Raw genomic sequence first — 16,254 nt, 5'->3', positions numbered from 1 at the left:
GTCAGGCTGCGATGCGGTTCAAGCGGTCAGGACGAAAGCCTGACCAGTGCTCGTCAGCGGAGAGGTAGACGACAGGCATGGCCAGATAACCCCGGCCCATGACGTATTCGCGGGCCTCCGGGTTTTGGGTGACATCAATTTTTCGGCAATTGATGCCGGCTTTGTCGAGGACCTTGAAAGTTGCCCCGCACTGCGCGCAGTACGGTTTGGTGTAAACGCTGATCTGGCGCATTAATCGGTTCCTTGGAGTAAGGGTAGGTTCCTGCGTCGTTAGGCTAAATACTACTGGTGGAGTTGTGCTTCCGCGACGGTCGTCTCATGACTCTTTCTCAATTGTTATTGATCAACTTCGGGTGCTCGTGAGCCATTGTTGATCTGCGTGTCCAGAGCGGTTCCGCTGGGTCCAGTCACCCCGGTTACTCTGGTGGGCCCCGTTGTTCCTCAGCATGATCCACATCGCACCATCCATCCACAGGGTCATCCGGAATACCGGGATCGATGAGTGTCGGTTAGCGGTGAATTAGCGGCATACAGGTGGTGTTTCTGACGTGCGGATCTGGTATTAAATCGGGTGTAAGAAGTGCGCCAGATTCGTGTTCGAAAGAGAAGTCGCGGAGGGGATTGGCGCCCATTGGAGGTGGGCAGATGTTTGATTTCGATGGAAGTCATCTGGCGATACTTTTCGTTGCGTTCTGGGCGGTCGCTGAATGGGCCCGTGGAGTAACCGGTGGCAGTAGTGTTGTGATGGGGCCAGAAATACCGATGCCCTGGCCCCACCACCGCGGAGGGTTATTTCTTGACCGCGTCAGCCAGGTACTGGTCGTAGACGTCATCGGCGCTTTTTGCGCCGGTGATGACTTCTTCCACGGCGGCCAGCGCGTACCCGTTGGAAGCGAGCCAGCGCAGGTAGTCGGCGCAGCTCACGTGGTGCGACCAGTGGGCGGATCCTGCATTGCGCCACGCTTCCTTGGGGGTGCGGGCTTCCAGCGCTCCCAGGACAAGGGCCAAGGTGATGACTTGGGCACGAGCATCCCCGCCGGCCGACAGGGTGGCAGCGACTTTGGTGACCGATTGCGCACCGTCGAGACCGAGAAGGTCCGCGATAGTGTCGGCAGCGTTGTGGTTGGTCAACAGGTAGCTGTCGCGGGCCAGGCAGTCGGCGACGAACATGGCCGCGCCCTTGGGTGCGGTCTTGCGGGCCAGCAACTTCTTCACGAAGTCCCGGCGCACGGTCGTCGCTGCTGCACCGAGCTTGTTGAGCGCCAACACCTTTCGCCGCTCCCGCTTGTCGGCCTCGGCGCGCTCGGCCTCGGCCTTGTGCCGTTCGGCCGCACGTGCGTCCTCGTCGAGTTCGACGGTGTCGTCGACGCCGGTGTCCACCAGTCCCGCGTTGCGGGCGAACCACGGCTCAAGCTGGAGTCCTGCTGACCGGTAGTCCAGGCAGAAGTACTGCGGCTCAAACACGGTGGCTTCGGTGACGGTCGATGCGTGGCGCAGTCCTTCGCCGGGTGTGGCGTCGGGCTGATCCTGGGTGTCCCAGTCCACGTCATCCTCCTCGACAGTGACACCCGTTTGCACGTCAACCAGAGCGGTGGTTTCGAAGAGCAGCACGGCCCACTGGCTGGGATCGGTCACTACCTGCTGATCGGCTTGGGCACCATCGGCGGTGTGCAACCGGTACAGCGGTATGCAGGCTGGGTCGAACGACTCCGGACGCTGCTCTAGCCAGGTGAACCCACGCTCGATGTAGGCTTGCGCCGCCTTGGCCTCGGCCTCGGCGGCGGCCTTTTCCTCACGCAGTTGTGCAACCATGTGCTCAAACCGCCGACTGCCCGCAGCCTGCGTGAGGCGGCTGATCGCGCCGGGCATGCCCTCGAACTCGGTAAGGGCCGCAGCCTCTTCGAGACTGAGCTGACCATCGGCGAGACCTTGCATTGCGGTGTCGGATTTCACCACCACTGCGGCCGCCTTCACGGTGTCTCTGGGCACCGAGAGCTTTCGGGCCACTCGGGTGATCGACACCCCGGCGTCGATCATCTGCTGGATCCCACGCGCCCGCTGAGCATCGGTGAGTTGGCGCCGCTGGTCGTTCTCAACGATCTGCTCGGCAACCCGTTCGACCCGTTGCGCCTTAAGGTCGGTGTCGGTGGCAATGCGCACATAGACCGGCACGGTGGACAAACCGGCCTCGCGGGCGGCGAGGGTGCGGCGCTGTCCGGCGCGCACCAACAGTTGGCCATCACCGCGACGGATCGCGGCGATAGGGATCAGCACGCCGTGCTCGGTGATGCTGGCCAGGAACTGAGCGTCGAGGGCAGCGTCGTCACGGACGTTGTCGTCGAGGATCAACGCGTGGGGATCGACGTGCTCGATGGTGCCCAGGCCGGGGTGCTCGGCGTCGGGGGCAAAGGTGTCGGTCATGTCAGTACCTTTCAGAGAGGACGGCGTCCCTGTGGGCCGCCTGTTCTTTTTGCCTTCTGGCACTGATGATTTCGGCCGGCGCAGGGCCCAGCGAAGTGCAAGGTCCGGGCGCAAAGTGTTCGGCGCGAGCTCGCGAGCGTGGCCGGACACATTGCGAGCCTTGTGCCCGCAGCGAAGCGGAGGCCGTGGCCTTGCGCGCAGTGGGCCGCCGGCCATAATCGAAAGCCAGAAGGCAAAATGTGTGCTCGGGTCTCTCGCCGAGGGCCAAGCCGGCACCATTTCAGCAGCGCCGCAGGCGCTTCAGCCTCATTGGCGCCGCAACCGCCGCAGGGTGCGCTTCAACGAGAAGGGCGGTGCGACTGAGGTTTTGACGCTGACACGGCGCCGACCGAACCGTCGAACGGTCACGGGCCGATTGATGCTGACGAGTGGGGACCGGCCAGCGCGTGCTTGATTGCCAACAGGGCAGCACTTAACCAGCGGTGGCCGCGACGGTCAGGCCAATGCTCTTCGCGCGCTTCACAAGTGTGTCGTCGAAAGTGGCAATTGCGGCGTGATGCCGCTCGGCGGTATACAGCACGCAGCAATCGGGCAGCTTGAGGCCAGTCGTTGCGCGCAACTCACCGAGGCGGTGGGCGGCGTCGGCTGGTAGTTCCAGGCTTCTGATTGCCAACTGCGCTAAGAGCTGGTCGAGGCGATCTGCTTGGCCGGCCCGAGACGCGCCGACGTAAACCTCGGCAAGGGTGACAACGCTGGAAGCGAACGAGTCAGTCAGGTGTGCCTTGAGTAGTGCCGTCGCGTCACCATGATGCGAGTCGGCCGGCTCGAAGTGCCCGATGAGCACGCTCGCGTCAAGGACGATCACGCGGGCCAGTCTTCGCGGAGCTCGTGCAGGTAATTGGGCCCGAAGATGCCGGCCAGCGCTCCGGCCGTCGCATCGATTGACTGCTCGCGAGCTTCTTCGGCCGTGGCACGATCGTGCGCCAGGGTGTTTCGGCCCAAGAGGATAAGTCGCCGCAGCAACGCACCCGGCTTGTCGGCGAGGTCAGGCCATGTTTTCGCGGCCATGTCCAGGGCGGCGGCAATATCGTCGGTTTCGGTGATGGCGTGTCGCCGGTTCGTTGTCGGCATGCCCGAAGTGTAACACCTAGCACAGAGGTGTCACACCTTAATGTTTGCTCGGTACCACCTCGGAGCGGTTGAATACCGGGACCGTCGAGGCCCGCCCGGATGCTTACGCGCTGGGGTGCGTTCCATAGCTCGCTAAGAGGTGGTCGTGGAATCCTCACTGAGCAACTTAAGGGTGTAGACGCTGAGGTCGCGGCGTTGGCCAGTTCGGTGGCGCCCACTGAAACGGTTGGCGCGACGACGCGTCGATCCCATGGCAAGGATTGCCACAAGTGATTTGGTGATCGCGTGATTCGGTGATCGGGTCCAGCGGTGTGCCGGTGGTTGGAGGGGTCCGGCGGCCAAATGTCCGTTCTCATTGAATCTGGGGCAGGTGATGTGGCCTGAATTGCGGTGCCCCAGATTGGATGAGAATTGCCGGTGGCGTCGGCTTGGGTGAGATCACCGCGCGGGATCTGGCCGCGGGGGAGGTCGGCTGCTGCTCGTTTTTACCTTCGACTTCATTACTGTCGCAACGGATGTCGGCTCCGGTCGAATCTTGAGCAGTTTCCCGGAACTACCTGCTCAATTTTGGACCGGAACCGACAAACGGAGGTGGTGGTGAGCATCGTGGTACCGCCCGCACGGATATAAGTGCTCGACGCGTTGGCCGAACGTGTTGCCCACGTCCTTGCAGCGCGGACACGTGATGCCGAATGAGACTGCATTGCTCTGCAGCAGCGGGTAGTGCGGTCCGCCGGCACGGTTCGGTCTCGTAGGGTCACTGCTTATGGTGCTGCGTTCCATTGCGCTGTTCGTGCTGGCGGCCGTCGCTGAAATCGGCGGTGCCTGGTGGTGTGGCAGGGGGTACGGGAGCACCGTGGTTGGGCCTGGATCGGCGCAGGCGTCATCGCGCTCGCGCTGGGCCTCTACGGATTCGTCGCCACCCTGCAGCCCGATGCCCACTTCGGCCGGATCCTGGCCGCCTACGGCGGGGTCTTCGTTGCTGGGTCACTTGCTTGGGGCATGGCACTCGACGGCTTCCGGCCCGACCACTGGGACGTGACCGGGGCGCTGATCTGTCTGGCCGGACTGGCTGTGATGATGTACGCCCCACGCGCACAATAGGTCTCGATAACGTGCGGCGGCGAGGGTGGCGGCGTCGTCGACAGCCTAGTAGTGAAGGACAACAGTCATGTGTGTCGGTGAGCATGTGGTTGTGCAATCGACGATGGGGATCTGTCCGGCGCGCAGGGCGGTGATAACCGGGCCGGTACCCCCCCAATATCCAGCGTGGACACCTGCCGCCACGGCAAGGTGTACGGTGCGCGGCAATATCAACCCAAATTGGCTCCGCCTGGGCGGTGTTTGTTGGCCCCGGCCCGGAGGCGTGCAGAAGTCGCGGGGTTGAGCGAAGCTGGATGTATGCGTGTGGAACTTCTCACGAGCCCGGGGTGTCCGAATGCGGCGGCGGCTCAGCGCTTGCTCGCCGAGTGTCTGTCTGAGGTTGGTATGGCTGAAGATGTGGTGGTTGAAAGGGTGGGTGGATATCCATCGCCGACGGTGCTGGTCAATGGTGTGGATGTGATGAGGTCAGGCACGGAGTTGGCAGCTGATGCGTGCCGATTGGATCTTCCGACCAGGGATCGCGTGCTGGCGGCGCTTCGGGGAGCGACGCCGTAGACGTGATCCGGGGTCTTACCCGTTTCTCGGCCCACGCATGTTGACGGTGCGACGGGAACCTGTTGCCCCCGAGTTCAGCTGGGTGCCGTGGCTTTTGATTTCGGGTGTGGGCCGGCCGGTAGGAGTCGGTTCCGGTTTCGATGATGGTGCCCCGAAGGGTTTGGTGCGGCCGGCGCGCAGACCATTGGCGATGACGATGATTTCGGCGAGTTCGTGCACCGCCACTACCGCGGCCAAGCCCGCCGCGCCGACTAGGGCGAGCGGAATGAGTACGGTGATCAGGCCCAGGGAGAGGCCGGCGTTTTGCAGCATGATGCGCCGTGCGCGTCGGGCGTGGGCCAGGGCTTGGGTGAGGTGGCGCAGATCTTCCCCCATCAGGGCGACGTCGGAGGTTTCGACCGCCACGTCGGTGCCCATCGCGCCCATCGTGATGCCGAGGTCGGCGCGGCGACCACCGTGACCGGCACCGAAATCGCCAGCGCACACGGCGATGCGGCCACCAACACGACCAGGGCCCGTTCGATCCACACCAAAGGATCACCCAACACGCTGCCGAAGGCGGCGATGAGTGAGGCGGCGAACATGATTGCTGGCACGAGCGGTTTGGCGATGCGGTCCCTTGACGAAGCGCTCGCGGGGAACTAGGCACGGCTTGCTACGTCAATCGGTTTTGCGACCCATCCCCAGATCGGCGCCTTTTCAGCAGGGTGGTCAGCGGCCGCGCAGCGGCGGTAGGTATCGAAACCTATTGCCGGTGCCCCGTTGTCGGTTTTCGTCACTGTGACAGTTGGGCTGGTGCAAGCCAGCTTGGGAGAGTTGCCCGGGCAATGTCGATGAACCGATTGCATCATGAATCCCGGCTATATAGTCGTCAGGACGATGTAACGAATATCGCACTCTGGCAGAGCAGTAAGAATATCGGACAATCAATTCCATTGTGCTGCAATCTATTTCGCCGATAATAGTGATTATGTCAGGTCAGCCCCGACGAAAGGCGTCTCGCGTTGTGCAGCAATCTTTTTCATTGGCTGGCATTGGCCGATAATTTCGGATCTTGCGTCAAGACCCACTGGCTCCAAGTTTGGCGTCTACTCCCGGGTATCTACATCTGTCGACGCATCAGGTCAACCAATAAGTGCGGCAGCGAATTGGCGGTCGGAGCGGTCCGTCGCTGACGGTGCCAATAGTTGCCACTCGCCACTGGCGAGCAGCAACCTCAGCACTATGGGAATGCTGTGCTGTTCGTGCGTCAATGCCCAAACTCACCCTGGCGGCCAGTCGATACGTCCTTAAGGTTGAGTAGCCCAATCACATTGCAGGCAAGGGATTCGGCCCGATTCCTACATAATCGTCATTATCCATGAAACGTTGTCCGGGCTCATTGATCTCCCAGCGCGCGGGCCGGGCGGCCAGCCAGTAGGCCCTTGGCGCGGGCCCGCATCGCGCTGGTGCGCGCCACCCGCAACACTAGAACACCAAATCGACACCATCACCGCCACCGCCGCACCCCCAGCTGCGCGCCGCCTACGGCGTCGGCCCCGCCACTGCCGCCACCCTGCTCTCGGTGATCGGCGATAACCACGACCGGATCAGCAGCGACGCCGCCTTCGCCAAACTCTGCGGAGTCTGCCCGCTAGAAGCCTCCAGCGGCAAAACCATCCGGCACCGACTCAACCGGGGCGGAAGCCGAGCTCTGCACGTCATCCTGGTCGTGCGGTTGCGCCGCCACCCAACCTACCCGCGAGAACCTGGCGCTGCGCACCGCCGAAGATAAATCGAAAAACGAAGTAATGCGCTGCCACAAGCGCTACATCGCCCGCGAAGTCCTTCACGCCCTCCAACCACCGCGAACAACCACCAATACCATTGCTGCACAATAGATGTGAGCATCTGATATCAAGACCAGCCAGAGACGGTGGGAGCGCATCGCGGTCAGCGGTGTTCGCGCAGCAATGTCATACGCCGTCGGTATTCGTCTTCGTCGATCTCGCCGCGGGCGAAACGTTCGGCGAGCAGATCCTCAGCGCGTGCCGGCCCTGGTCCTGGCGGGTGCGCGCTGGTGTGCCGCGGTCCGGCGAGGTGGCCGATGGCCAAGACCACGGCGGTGATCACCGCCGCCCAGAACAGCATCATCAGCACGGTCATCAGGATCCAGCCGCCTGATCCCCAGCCCCAGCCGTCATACATCATCGTCGTGAGCCTTTCGCCTGAATTACCAAGCCCCGCATCGCGAGCTGTCCAGGCCAGCCTGCGCGCGAAACATCACAGCCCGGTAGGGCCGATGGACCTCAATCATCGGCCAAGTCCAGTATTACCAGGAATAACCATTATTATCGGCGTATGACGATTGATAGTGCGGGTTGTCTGGCCGGATCACCGTCGGGGTCAGGTGGCGATGCGGCGGCGGTGGCGCTGTTCCGTGGCCTGTCTGATCGCACCCGGTTGGCGATCGTGCACCGGTTGGCTCAAGGGGAGGCCCGGGTGGCTGACCTGGTTGGTGAGTTGGGGTTGGCGCAGTCGACGGTGTCGGCGCATGTGGGGTGTCTGCGCGAGTGCGGTCTGGTGGGGGGCCGTCCGCAGGGACGGCAGGTGTTTTACTCGTTGACCCGCCCGGAACTGCACCATTTGTTGGCGACGGTCGAAACACTGCTGGCGGCCACCGGAAACGCGGTCGCGTTGTGCCCCAATTACGGCCACCGCCAGCGCATCGGGGTCTGCGTGTGAGTGACGCCTGCTGCGGCCATGACGATTCGCGCCCCGAGTGCGACGAGCGCGAGCGGGGGCCGGAGAAACTGTGGCAGGTCAGCGAGATTCGGGCTGCTGGGCTGGCCGGGGTGCTGCTGCTGGCGGGGCTGATCGTGGGCTGGGCCGGTGGACCCGGACCGGTGACGCTGGTGGTGGAGGCCGCGGCCTTGATCATCGCTGGTGCCACCTTCGTCCCGTCCACTCTGAAGCGGTTGGCGGCGGGCAAGATCGGTGTCGGCACCCTGATGACGATCGCCGCCTGCGGTGCGGTGGCCCTCGGTGAGGTCGGCGAGGCGTCGATGTTGGCGTTCTTGTTCGCGATCAGTGAGGGCCTTGAGGAGTATTCGATCACCCGCACCCGCCGTGGCTTGCGGGCGCTGCTGTCGCTGGTCCCGGCGGTCGCAACGGTGCGCCGCGGCGGGCGCGAATACCGTATCGCCCCAACCGAACTCGTCGTGGGCGAGGTGATGGTGGTCAAACCCGGGGAGCGGATCGCCACCGACGGTGTCATTACCGCGGGGCGCAGCGCGCTGGACACCTCGGCGATTACTGGGGAGTCGGTGCCGATCGAAGCCGGTCCCGGTGATGCGGTGTTCGCCGGCTCGATCAACGGCACCGGTGTGCTCGACGTGCAGATCACCGCCACCGCCACCGACAACTCGCTGGCGCGCATCGTCGGGATCGTGGAGGCCGAGCAGGCCCGCAAGGGCACCAGCCAACGCCTGGCCGACCGGGTCGCCACCCCGTTGGTGCCGGCTGTCATGGTCGCCGCCGCGATCATCGCCGTCATCGGCAGCCTGGTCGGGGAACCGCGGGTGTGGATCGAACGGGCGCTGGTAGTGCTGGTCGCGGCCTCACCGTGCGCGCTGGCGATCGCGGTGCCGGTAACCGTGGTTGCCGCGATCGGCGCCGCCAGCAAGATGGGTGTCCTCATCAAAGGCGGCGCCGCGCTGGAAGCATTGGGCCGCATCCGCGCGATCGCACTGGACAAGACCGGCACCCTGACCCGCAATCAGCCCACCGTCATGACCGTGGTACCCGCCGACGGGGTTTCGCACGGCGACGTGATGGCGGTGGCCGCTGCGCTGGAGGCCCGCAGTGAACATCCCCTGGCCGCGGCCATCCTTGCCGCTGCCGATCAGGTCACCCCGGCGCACAGTGTTGAATCGGCACCCGGCGCCGGGCTCACCGGGTGGCTGGACCGAACCCCGGTCCGGCTCGGGCGGCCCGGCTGGATCCAACCCGGCCCCCTGGCTGACGACATCGACCGAATGCAGCGCGCCGGGGCAACCGCGGTGCTTGTCGAACGCGACGGCGCCGTCCTGGGTGCGGTGGCGGTGCGCGACGAACTGCGGCCCGAAGCCGCCGAGGTGATCCATGGGCTGCGCGCCCACGGCTACCAGGTGGCGATGCTGACCGGGGACAACGAGCGCACCGCCCGGGCCCTGGCCGCTGAAGCGGGCATCGACGACATCCACGCTGACCTGCGGCCCGAGGACAAAGCCCGCATTATCGAGCAGCTGCGCTCCCAGCAGCCGACCGCGATGGTCGGCGACGGCGTCAACGACGCCCCCGCCCTGGCCACCGCCGACCTGGGCATCGCGATGGGCGCCATGGGCACCGACGTCGCCATCGAAACCGCCGACGTCGCCCTGATGGGCCAAGACCTGCGCCACCTGCCCCAAGTGCTCTCACACGCCCGCCGATCCCGGCGCATCATGCTGCAAAACATCGGCCTATCGTTGGCGATCATCACCATCCTGCTGCCCCTGGCCCTATTCGGTGTCCTCGGCCTGGCCGCCGTGGTATTGGTCCACGAACTCGCCGAAATCGTCGTCATCGCCAACGGCGTGCGCGCCGGACGCACCCAACCCTTGGCCGGGATCCCGCAACCAAACCAGCGGCGCGCGACCACCCGCGGCGCGACAGCAGCGACCGGAAACACCGTAAACAGCTGAGCAGGAAAGAGACCCCGATGACCAAGCTGGCACTATCAACCACACTGCACACCTCCTTCGACGACGCGGTCGCTCGAACGCGAAAAGCCCTGGCGGACCAAGGTTTCGGAGTGCTTACCGAGATCGATGTCAAAGCCACCATGAAGGCCAAACTCGGCGCCGACATGGCCGACTATCTGATCCTGGGGGCGTGCAACCCGCCCCTGGCGCATCAGGCCGTGCTCAGCGACCCCGCAATCGGGCTGCTCCTGCCCTGCAACGTTGTCGTGCGCCCCGACACCATCCAGGGCAACGACACCGTCACCGTCGACGCCATCAATCCCGCGCTGATGGCCGAACTCAGCGACGCACCCGGACTTCCCGAGGTCGCCGAACAGGTCACCACCAAACTGCAAGCCGTCATCGCCGCACTCGACCACACCTAACCCGCCCCTAGTCCCGGGTGGCCGTGCTGGTCCTGGCGGCTCGCCGGGCGGGCGCCCACATGGGCGGGGCGGCACCTGCCACCACGACAACAAGAAGTATCCAAGCCCGCTTGAGAAAGGTAAGCGTTGAAGTTTCCTTAGCTCATCGCCTCACCCTGTGGTGCCTAGTTCACGCCCGCGCCGCTGCGTCGAACAGGGCCATTTGGCCCTGTCAAAGGAGGCTTTGCGATGCGCGGGCTGCTATCGCTGGCATGCCCCCACACATCCAAGCGTTGGCCGTTCGCCTGGCACTCGGGGCACCTTTGCGCCGCCGCGAAGCGGAGAATAACTTCTGCAACTCGTCGGCTGTGCGTTCGGCGAATTGGTTACGCCGCGTCTTTCTCGGGAACGCCATCGCGCATCCGGGAAGCGATGATCCTGACGCTGAGTGCGCTGCTGGGTGCTGGATCCAACGCGAGCAGATGACCGTTCACGATGGCATGCATCCAGGCCGTTGCCAGCATCATCAGGCCGTGATATCCATACAGCACTCACGGGGCGGTCGTTTGGGCTGCAACGACGGCCATCGTGACGAACCCGACGGCCGCCACCAGGAAAAACACTGCAGGTCCCGCCATCGGTAACCGTGCGCCGTACCGCCCGGCCATCGTCGCCATCGCCTTCCATGATGAAATGCAAACTGTGGCTGACGGCCAACGTCCACGGTCTGCGATTTGTGACGATCGCTAGACCACATTCGGCGGCGCTCAGCAGGAACAGCCGGGTGACCACCCAACGAAGTATCAGGTCATGGCTCATGCGATACCGGGGCGCTCAGATCGGTAAGTGTCATGCAGTTCGGAGTCGCATCGGGTGTAGCTCACCATCACGGCCGGATTGTCGGTTTGGCCGGCCGGTGGTCATGGCTTCGGCTCGGTGGCGCAGCCCTCCGCGCCGTAGGTCGGGCACAACGCCACCGCTTGCCCGGTCGCTTGCAGCACCGCCTCAGCGGAGGTCAGCACGTCGATCAGGGCGGGCTGGGTCAGCCGAAACAGCGAGGCCCGCCCCACCGGATCCGAATCCACCAGGCCGCAATCACGCAGGCAAGCAAGGTGTTTGGACACCGTGGACTGCGCCAACCCAACTGCCTCAACCAAGTCAGTCACCCGCGCCGGCCCGGCCGCCAACCGCCGCACGATCGCCAACCGGGTGGGATCACCCAGCGACCGGAACAACGCCGCGGCCGGCGCCAACTCCACCCGCTGCACCTCACCCGAGAACGTCGTTATAGCCATGCAGCGATGATATAGCTAGTAAGGACCATCGGCCCTGGAAGGGACCGGTATTCCAGGCGCAGAGGCCGCTGGGCATGCAATCCATTGCACAAGGGCGGGCTTGGAGCTGGCGAGAACCTTCGGATGACGGTGCCGTGACACCGCCCGGTTAAGCCCGGCAACGTCGAAATGGCCCCGCTGAAGCGGCGTAAAGGAAAGCGCCGGTGTATGAGTGATGCAGCGCGAATGCGTGGCGCAGCGTCGATCGCCCGTCGAGCTGCGGGCGGGTACTCATCCCGGGTTCTTAAAGCATTACGCCGAACATGACGGCCATACCGGCGGCCATGAACGCGTGACATGGCGTTCCCCAGTCCCAGAGGCGCACGGTATTGGTCCCGGGGTTCGGTTTCCAATGGGCGAAATACCGGTACAGCCAATAGATCGCGGCACCTGCGAACCCGATAGCCGCGATCCAGTTGAGCGTGGTGATCCAACCGGGTTCGCCTGTCGCGGCCACTGGCATGTCCATACCGGTCATTTTCATATCCGGCGAGCTAGACATGGTGTCGCCGGGTGAGTGAGCGCGCGGGCCCAGTGGGCCGCTTGCCATTACCGCGTACAGCCACGCTACCGCCGCCATCATTGCGGCGTGGTAGCCGTTGGCCAGTCGCCCGTCGTCGCCGGAGAACAGGTGGGAAGCGACAAGCACGAACCAGGCTGCCGCCGCTAGAAAGAAGACGATTGGCCCGACTGTGGGGAGTCTCATCCCGGCGGGCCAGGCCATCACGACCATTGCCGCACACATAACTATGTGCAATAGGCGCTCGATGGTGCATATCCAGCGGTCACGTTGCGCGACAAGGCGATACAAGTGCCACGCGAAGCTGACGCCGAAGAGGACGGTTACCGTCCACCGGAGAGCGAGGTCGCCGATCATGATCTGCTAGATCTCGTAGTCCGACGGTTCGATCGCCACAGCGATACTGGAGCCGATCATCTTTGGGTCGGCAACGTGGAAGCCCTGTTCCTCGATGGCGTCGACTAAGCGCGCTTCGTCGTCGCGGTGGATGATGGTGACCGTCTTGGCTGGCACGTCGACGTCCACCGCGGCAACGCCCACAATGGCGGCGACGATGCCTTCGATCGCGGGCTTGCACATCTGGGATGAAATCCCGGGAACGGTCAAGATAGTGGTGGTCATCAGCTGCTCCTTCAACTGTGCGGAGAAACGTGCGGTTGCGAACGGCGCATCTCCGTGGCAGCGTCGTTGTTGGTTCTCGGCGGCGGCGTGGGCTCGAGGTCAAGGCCTCGGTTCTGCCGTAGTTACCAATTCCAACTGGGGCAGTTCGCGCCGCCCCTGCGCCGGTTTCGGCCGGGTATCTCGCCCGAAGCGGCGGAGCCGCAGGGAGTTAGTCACCACGCTGACCGAGGACAATCCCATGGCCGCACCCGCGACGACCGGGTTCAGCATGCCCAGGGCGGCAAGGGGAATTGCGGCGGTGTTGTAGCCGAAGGCCCAGCCGAGATTCTGGTGGATCGTGCGCAGGGTTTGCCTGGAAAGCTGGATCGCATCCACGACGCCGTCGAGCCGATCAGACATCAGGGTGATATCGGAAGCTTCGATGGCCACGTCGGTGCCGGTGCCGATGGCGATACCCAGATCCGCCTGTACTAGTGCGGGTGCGTCGTTGACGCCGTCGCCGACCATCGCGACGACCCGGCCCTCGTCTTGAAGCCGCTGTACTTCGCTGACTTTGTCCTGCGGCAGTACCTCGGCCAGCACCCGGTCGATGCCGACCTGCTGGGCGATCGCGTTAGCGGTGCGGGTGTTATCGCCGGTGATCATGGCGACCTCTAGCCCCATGGCGTGCAGCTGTTGGACCACGTTGGCGGCGTCATCTTTGACCGTGTCAGCCACCGCGAGCACACCGATCACGTGGCCGTCACGGCCGACGAACACTGCGGTGCGGCCCTGCTCTTCGAGTTCGGCGGCCGCCGCAGCAAAGTGCTCAGGCAGACCCAATTCGTGCTTTTCGACTAGCGTGCGCCGCCCGACCACCACCTGCTGGCTGTTAATCTCGGCCCGCACACCGTAGCCCGCGATATTGGTGAACGCCGTGGCGGCCGGAATCTCCAGTCCCCGCTCGCGTGCACCGGCGACGATCGCGGCGGCGATGGGATGTTCGGAGCCTGCCTCGACCGCCGCGGCGATGGACAGCACCGGATCGGGCTGGCGTCGCCTGCCGGCCACCACATCGGTGAGCCGCATCTGGGCGCGGGTGAGGGTGCCGGTCTTGTCGAACACCACGGTGTCGATCTTCTTCGAGGCTTCCAACACCTCGCCGCCCTTCACCAGGATGCCCAGGTCCGCGCCCCGGCCGGTGCCGACCGTGATCGCCGTGGGAGTGGCCATCCCCAGCGCACATGGGCAGGCGATGATCAGCACTGCGACGGCCGCAGTCATGCCGGCGATCGGATTGGCCGCGATCAGCGTCCATCCGGCAAACGTTGCGGCGGCAACCCCGATGACGGCGGGCACAAATACCGCCGAGACTCGGTCGGCCAGCCGCTGCACCGGCGCCTTACCGCCCTGGGCCTGCTCGACCAGTCGGACAATCTGGGCCAGCGCGGTGTCGGCCCCGACCGCGGTGGCGCGCACGGTCAATAGCCCATCGGTGTTGACCGTTGCTCCGGCAACACGGTCACCCGTCCCTTTTTCGACCGGGACGGACTCGCCGGTCAGCATCGCCTCATCGACGGCGGCGCGCCCGTCGATGACCTCCCCGTCGACCGGGATCTTCTCGCCCGGCCGCACCCGCACCAGGTCTCCGACATGCACCTGATCAATCGGCACCCGACGTTCCTCGCCGTCTACAACTAGCGTGGCTTCCTTGGCGCCCAATTCCAGCAGCTTGCTGATCGCCTCCCGCGTCTTACCTGTGGCCCGGGCCTCCAGATAGCGACCCAACACCACGAACGCGATGATCAATGCCGCGGTCTCAAAGAACAGCGGCCCACCGGCGAACAACTCATAGGTCGAGTAGGCAAACGCGGTCAAAGTGCCCAGCGCGATCAGCGTGTCCATGCCCACAGAGCCCGCCCGCGCCTGCTGGACCGCCCCCTTCAGAAACGGCCACCCGGCGACGAACTGCACCGGCACCGTCGCGGCGAAGGCCAACCACCCGGCCCACGGGTGGCCGAAGAACATCGTCGCCATCGCCACCAGCCCCAACGGGAAGGCCAACCACACCCGCCGCAACCACTTGCGCCGCTCACGCCGACTCTGCTCGTCCGGCGACAACCCGTTGGTCCTTACCGGCCCAGATCCGCACCCGCCGCACTCATCGACGTCAGGCCCCCGGTCTTGCGCGCCACGGTGCAAGCCAAACAGCGCGAACCCGATCCCGCTGGCAACCCTGCGCACCAGACCGACCCTGGCGACAGCGGCAGAGTGCGGGGCGCGCGAGGGCACCGATTCGGCAGGCATGTGCTCGGCTTCGCCGATCGCCGACAACAACGCACCGGCGTCGCAACGCTCGGGCGAATACCAGATCACTACCGAAGCCGTGCGCGGATAGGCATGCACTGCTTGCACGCCGCTCACCTTGGCGACGGTCTCCTCGATCGCCACGGCACGAACCGCGTCAACGCCAAACCCGGTGACGTGGACCCGCATTCGCCCCGACGCGTTGGAAACAATTTTCAACGCGGCGTCGGCACCAGTAAGGACATCAGTGGTCATGATCGCCAGAATCCTCCACCACAGTCAGCGGTGCGGCGTCCTCGCCGGCGCGCTCTTTAGCCTCGGCCACCACGTCGGCGACCGTCAGGCGAGCCTGCTCAGCACTCGCCCCGGCCTTACGCTCCGCCTCGCGAACAACCCGTATACCCCAGGCGGTCGCTATGACGGTTGCCTTCCGCCACGGAAGTTTCGCCAAAGCCTCATAGGCTGCGACCCCCACCACACCGGTCACCACCGTGGGCATCGCCCGCATCGCTAATCCATGCAAAGCCATTCCTAATGCTCCCTTCACAATCGGTGCGGCCAGTCACAGTTGTGGCCGCGATGTCTAGCTCTGGACCGGCCATCCCCGCGGCTGGTGCGCCATCTGGATCACCTGCTGCTGTCTGAAACACGTACTCCGCGAAAACCCGGTGATCATGGCGTGCTCCCAGAGGGCAGCGGCTCGTCACCGGTCGGTTCGCCGGCTGCGGCACCGCTTAGCTGTGCCTGCGGACCGGTCAGCGCCGGCGTGAACTTGACCGCATCAACCAGCTCGTCAATGGCCGCTTGCCCGCGCCCGTCCAGGACCGCCGTGGAAAAGCAGGTCTCTAAATGGTTGTGCAACATCACTCGGTTCGCCCGCTCCAGCGAGGACTGCACCGCCGAGATCTGCTTCATCACGTCGACGCAGTAGGCGTCGGACTCCAGCATCCGAATGATCGCGTCGAGGTGCCCCCGAGCCGTTTTCAGCCGGTTCAGCGCCGCACGTTTTTTTGCCGTCAACTCCTGTTCATCGCAACACCGCATTGCAGCAGGATACCCCACCCCACCCTGGGGGGGTCGTCTCGCCAGGACGCCACGTTTGCGTCGAGGCCAGGCCGCATGTGCATCGGGTCGGCCGGCGACGGCCCGGGGCCTGGCGGCCGCCGGTGGATTTT

Annotated in this window: 16 protein-coding genes and 3 pseudogenes; 6 read left to right on the top strand and 13 right to left on the bottom strand. The window is 64.7% G+C overall.

The window, feature by feature from the left end; genetic code table 11:
- Nucleotide 1: 1 nt before the first annotated feature.
- From nrdH to AC5Y7D_RS24790, 4 genes are all read right to left on the bottom strand, one after another.
- Nucleotides 2–232, bottom strand: coding sequence for a glutaredoxin-like protein NrdH (nrdH, locus tag AC5Y7D_RS24805; RefSeq protein WP_499928472.1), 231 nt, complete (start codon nt 230–232; stop codon nt 2–4).
- 557 nt (nt 233–789) lie between these two features.
- On the bottom strand, nt 790–2,421 hold the full coding sequence (locus AC5Y7D_RS24800; RefSeq protein ID WP_499928471.1) for a ParB/RepB/Spo0J family partition protein: 1,632 nt from the start codon (nt 2,419–2,421) through the stop codon (nt 790–792).
- Between the two features lie 472 nt (nt 2,422–2,893).
- Complete coding sequence (locus AC5Y7D_RS24795; protein WP_499928470.1) at nt 2,894–3,286, bottom strand: type II toxin-antitoxin system VapC family toxin; 393 nt, start codon at nt 3,284–3,286, stop codon at nt 2,894–2,896.
- Nucleotides 3,283–3,552, bottom strand: a complete 270-nt coding sequence (locus AC5Y7D_RS24790) for a hypothetical protein (RefSeq protein ID WP_499928469.1) — start codon at nt 3,550–3,552, stop codon at nt 3,283–3,285. The genes AC5Y7D_RS24795 and AC5Y7D_RS24790 overlap by 4 nt, the downstream gene beginning before the upstream one ends.
- A gap of 766 nt (nt 3,553–4,318) precedes the next feature.
- Here AC5Y7D_RS24790 and AC5Y7D_RS24785 point away from each other — a divergent pair.
- A pseudogene (locus tag AC5Y7D_RS24785) lies at nt 4,319–4,656 on the top strand (YnfA family protein).
- Nucleotides 4,657–5,226: 570 nt separating this feature from the next.
- Here the strand turns inward: AC5Y7D_RS24785 and AC5Y7D_RS24780 are convergent.
- Nucleotides 5,227–5,655 (bottom strand): annotated as a pseudogene (locus AC5Y7D_RS24780) (hypothetical protein); the annotation flags it as partial.
- Nucleotides 5,656–5,667: 12 nt separating this feature from the next.
- Between AC5Y7D_RS24780 and AC5Y7D_RS24775 the strand changes: the two are divergent.
- Nucleotides 5,668–5,856: a hypothetical protein gene (locus tag AC5Y7D_RS24775; RefSeq protein ID WP_499928519.1), complete on the top strand. Its 189-nt coding sequence runs from the start codon at nt 5,668–5,670 to the stop codon at nt 5,854–5,856.
- 919 nt (nt 5,857–6,775) lie between these two features.
- Complete coding sequence (locus AC5Y7D_RS24770) at nt 6,776–6,985, top strand: transposase (protein WP_499928468.1); 210 nt, start codon at nt 6,776–6,778, stop codon at nt 6,983–6,985.
- A 158-nt stretch (nt 6,986–7,143) separates the two neighbouring features.
- Here the strand turns inward: AC5Y7D_RS24770 and AC5Y7D_RS24765 are convergent, their stop codons facing one another.
- Nucleotides 7,144–7,398 carry an SHOCT domain-containing protein gene (locus AC5Y7D_RS24765; RefSeq protein ID WP_499928516.1) on the bottom strand — a complete coding sequence of 85 codons (255 nt, stop codon included), beginning with the start codon at nt 7,396–7,398 and terminating at the stop codon, nt 7,144–7,146.
- Nucleotides 7,399–7,551: 153 nt separating this feature from the next.
- Here AC5Y7D_RS24765 and AC5Y7D_RS24760 point away from each other — a divergent pair, with 153 nt between their 5' ends.
- The 3 genes from AC5Y7D_RS24760 to AC5Y7D_RS24750 are packed head-to-tail and all read left to right on the top strand — an operon-like array spanning nt 7,552 to nt 10,339.
- Complete coding sequence (locus AC5Y7D_RS24760) at nt 7,552–7,935, top strand: ArsR/SmtB family transcription factor (protein ID WP_499928467.1); 384 nt, start codon at nt 7,552–7,554, stop codon at nt 7,933–7,935.
- Nucleotides 7,932–9,914 carry a heavy metal translocating P-type ATPase gene (locus AC5Y7D_RS24755; RefSeq protein ID WP_499928466.1) on the top strand — a complete coding sequence of 661 codons (1,983 nt, stop codon included), beginning with the start codon at nt 7,932–7,934 and terminating at the stop codon, nt 9,912–9,914. Before AC5Y7D_RS24760 ends, AC5Y7D_RS24755 begins: the two co-directional genes overlap by 4 nt.
- A gap of 17 nt (nt 9,915–9,931) precedes the next feature.
- A complete protein-coding gene (locus tag AC5Y7D_RS24750) occupies nt 9,932–10,339 on the top strand; it encodes a DUF302 domain-containing protein (protein ID WP_499928465.1) in 408 nt (135 codons plus the stop codon).
- Nucleotides 10,340–10,794: 455 nt separating this feature from the next.
- On the opposite strand, the pseudogene AC5Y7D_RS24745 reads toward AC5Y7D_RS24750, so the two are convergent.
- The 7 genes and pseudogenes from AC5Y7D_RS24745 to csoR form a co-directional block, all read right to left on the bottom strand.
- Nucleotides 10,795–11,137 (bottom strand): annotated as a pseudogene (locus AC5Y7D_RS24745) (DUF5134 domain-containing protein); the annotation flags it as partial.
- A gap of 101 nt (nt 11,138–11,238) precedes the next feature.
- Nucleotides 11,239–11,613, bottom strand: coding sequence for an ArsR/SmtB family transcription factor (locus tag AC5Y7D_RS24740; protein WP_499928464.1), 375 nt, complete (start codon nt 11,611–11,613; stop codon nt 11,239–11,241).
- Nucleotides 11,614–11,896: 283 nt separating this feature from the next.
- The gene (locus AC5Y7D_RS24735) at nt 11,897–12,529 is read right to left on the bottom strand and encodes a DUF5134 domain-containing protein (RefSeq protein ID WP_499928463.1); all 633 of its coding nucleotides are present in this window, start codon (nt 12,527–12,529) and stop codon (nt 11,897–11,899) included.
- Nucleotides 12,530–12,535: 6 nt separating this feature from the next.
- Nucleotides 12,536–12,793, bottom strand: coding sequence for a cation transporter (locus AC5Y7D_RS24730; RefSeq protein ID WP_499928462.1), 258 nt, complete (start codon nt 12,791–12,793; stop codon nt 12,536–12,538).
- A gap of 99 nt (nt 12,794–12,892) precedes the next feature.
- Nucleotides 12,893–15,268, bottom strand: coding sequence for a copper-translocating P-type ATPase (locus AC5Y7D_RS24725; RefSeq protein WP_499928515.1), 2,376 nt, complete (start codon nt 15,266–15,268; stop codon nt 12,893–12,895).
- A gap of 55 nt (nt 15,269–15,323) precedes the next feature.
- Entirely contained in the window at nt 15,324–15,608 is a 285-nt protein-coding gene (locus AC5Y7D_RS24720; RefSeq protein ID WP_499928461.1) for a DUF1490 family protein, read from the bottom strand.
- Between the two features lie 143 nt (nt 15,609–15,751).
- Nucleotides 15,752–16,123 (bottom strand): copper-sensing transcriptional repressor CsoR, encoded by a 372-nt coding sequence (csoR, locus tag AC5Y7D_RS24715; protein WP_499928514.1) that lies wholly within the window; start codon nt 16,121–16,123, stop codon nt 15,752–15,754.
- Between the last annotated feature and the right edge of the window lie 131 nt (nt 16,124–16,254).

This window comes from Mycobacterium sp. NGS49 (assembly GCF_059812565.1).
Note: the sequence above shows the minus strand (reverse complement) of the source record. Positions and strands in the feature narration are given on the sequence as shown.

What these genes read in the sequence shown, in the direction of transcription:
- nrdH (WP_499928472.1), bottom strand. Translation starts at nt 232, where the DNA reads ATGCGCCAGATCAGCGTTTACACCAAACCGTACTGCGCGCAGTGCGGG.
- AC5Y7D_RS24800 (WP_499928471.1), bottom strand. Translation starts at nt 2,421, where the DNA reads ATGACCGACACCTTTGCCCCCGACGCCGAGCACCCCGGCCTGGGCACC.
- AC5Y7D_RS24790 (WP_499928469.1), bottom strand. Translation starts at nt 3,552, where the DNA reads ATGCCGACAACGAACCGGCGACACGCCATCACCGAAACCGACGATATT.
- AC5Y7D_RS24765 (WP_499928516.1), bottom strand. Translation starts at nt 7,398, where the DNA reads ATGTATGACGGCTGGGGCTGGGGATCAGGCGGCTGGATCCTGATGACC.
- AC5Y7D_RS24760 (WP_499928467.1), top strand. Translation starts at nt 7,552, where the DNA reads ATGACGATTGATAGTGCGGGTTGTCTGGCCGGATCACCGTCGGGGTCA.
- AC5Y7D_RS24750 (WP_499928465.1), top strand. Translation starts at nt 9,932, where the DNA reads ATGACCAAGCTGGCACTATCAACCACACTGCACACCTCCTTCGACGAC.
- AC5Y7D_RS24740 (WP_499928464.1), bottom strand. Translation starts at nt 11,613, where the DNA reads ATGGCTATAACGACGTTCTCGGGTGAGGTGCAGCGGGTGGAGTTGGCG.
- AC5Y7D_RS24735 (WP_499928463.1), bottom strand. Translation starts at nt 12,529, where the DNA reads ATGATCGGCGACCTCGCTCTCCGGTGGACGGTAACCGTCCTCTTCGGC.
- AC5Y7D_RS24730 (WP_499928462.1), bottom strand. Translation starts at nt 12,793, where the DNA reads ATGACCACCACTATCTTGACCGTTCCCGGGATTTCATCCCAGATGTGC.
- AC5Y7D_RS24725 (WP_499928515.1), bottom strand. Translation starts at nt 15,268, where the DNA reads ATGCGGGTCCACGTCACCGGGTTTGGCGTTGACGCGGTTCGTGCCGTG.
- AC5Y7D_RS24720 (WP_499928461.1), bottom strand. Translation starts at nt 15,608, where the DNA reads ATGGCTTTGCATGGATTAGCGATGCGGGCGATGCCCACGGTGGTGACC.
- csoR (WP_499928514.1), bottom strand. Translation starts at nt 16,123, where the DNA reads ATGCGGTGTTGCGATGAACAGGAGTTGACGGCAAAAAAACGTGCGGCG.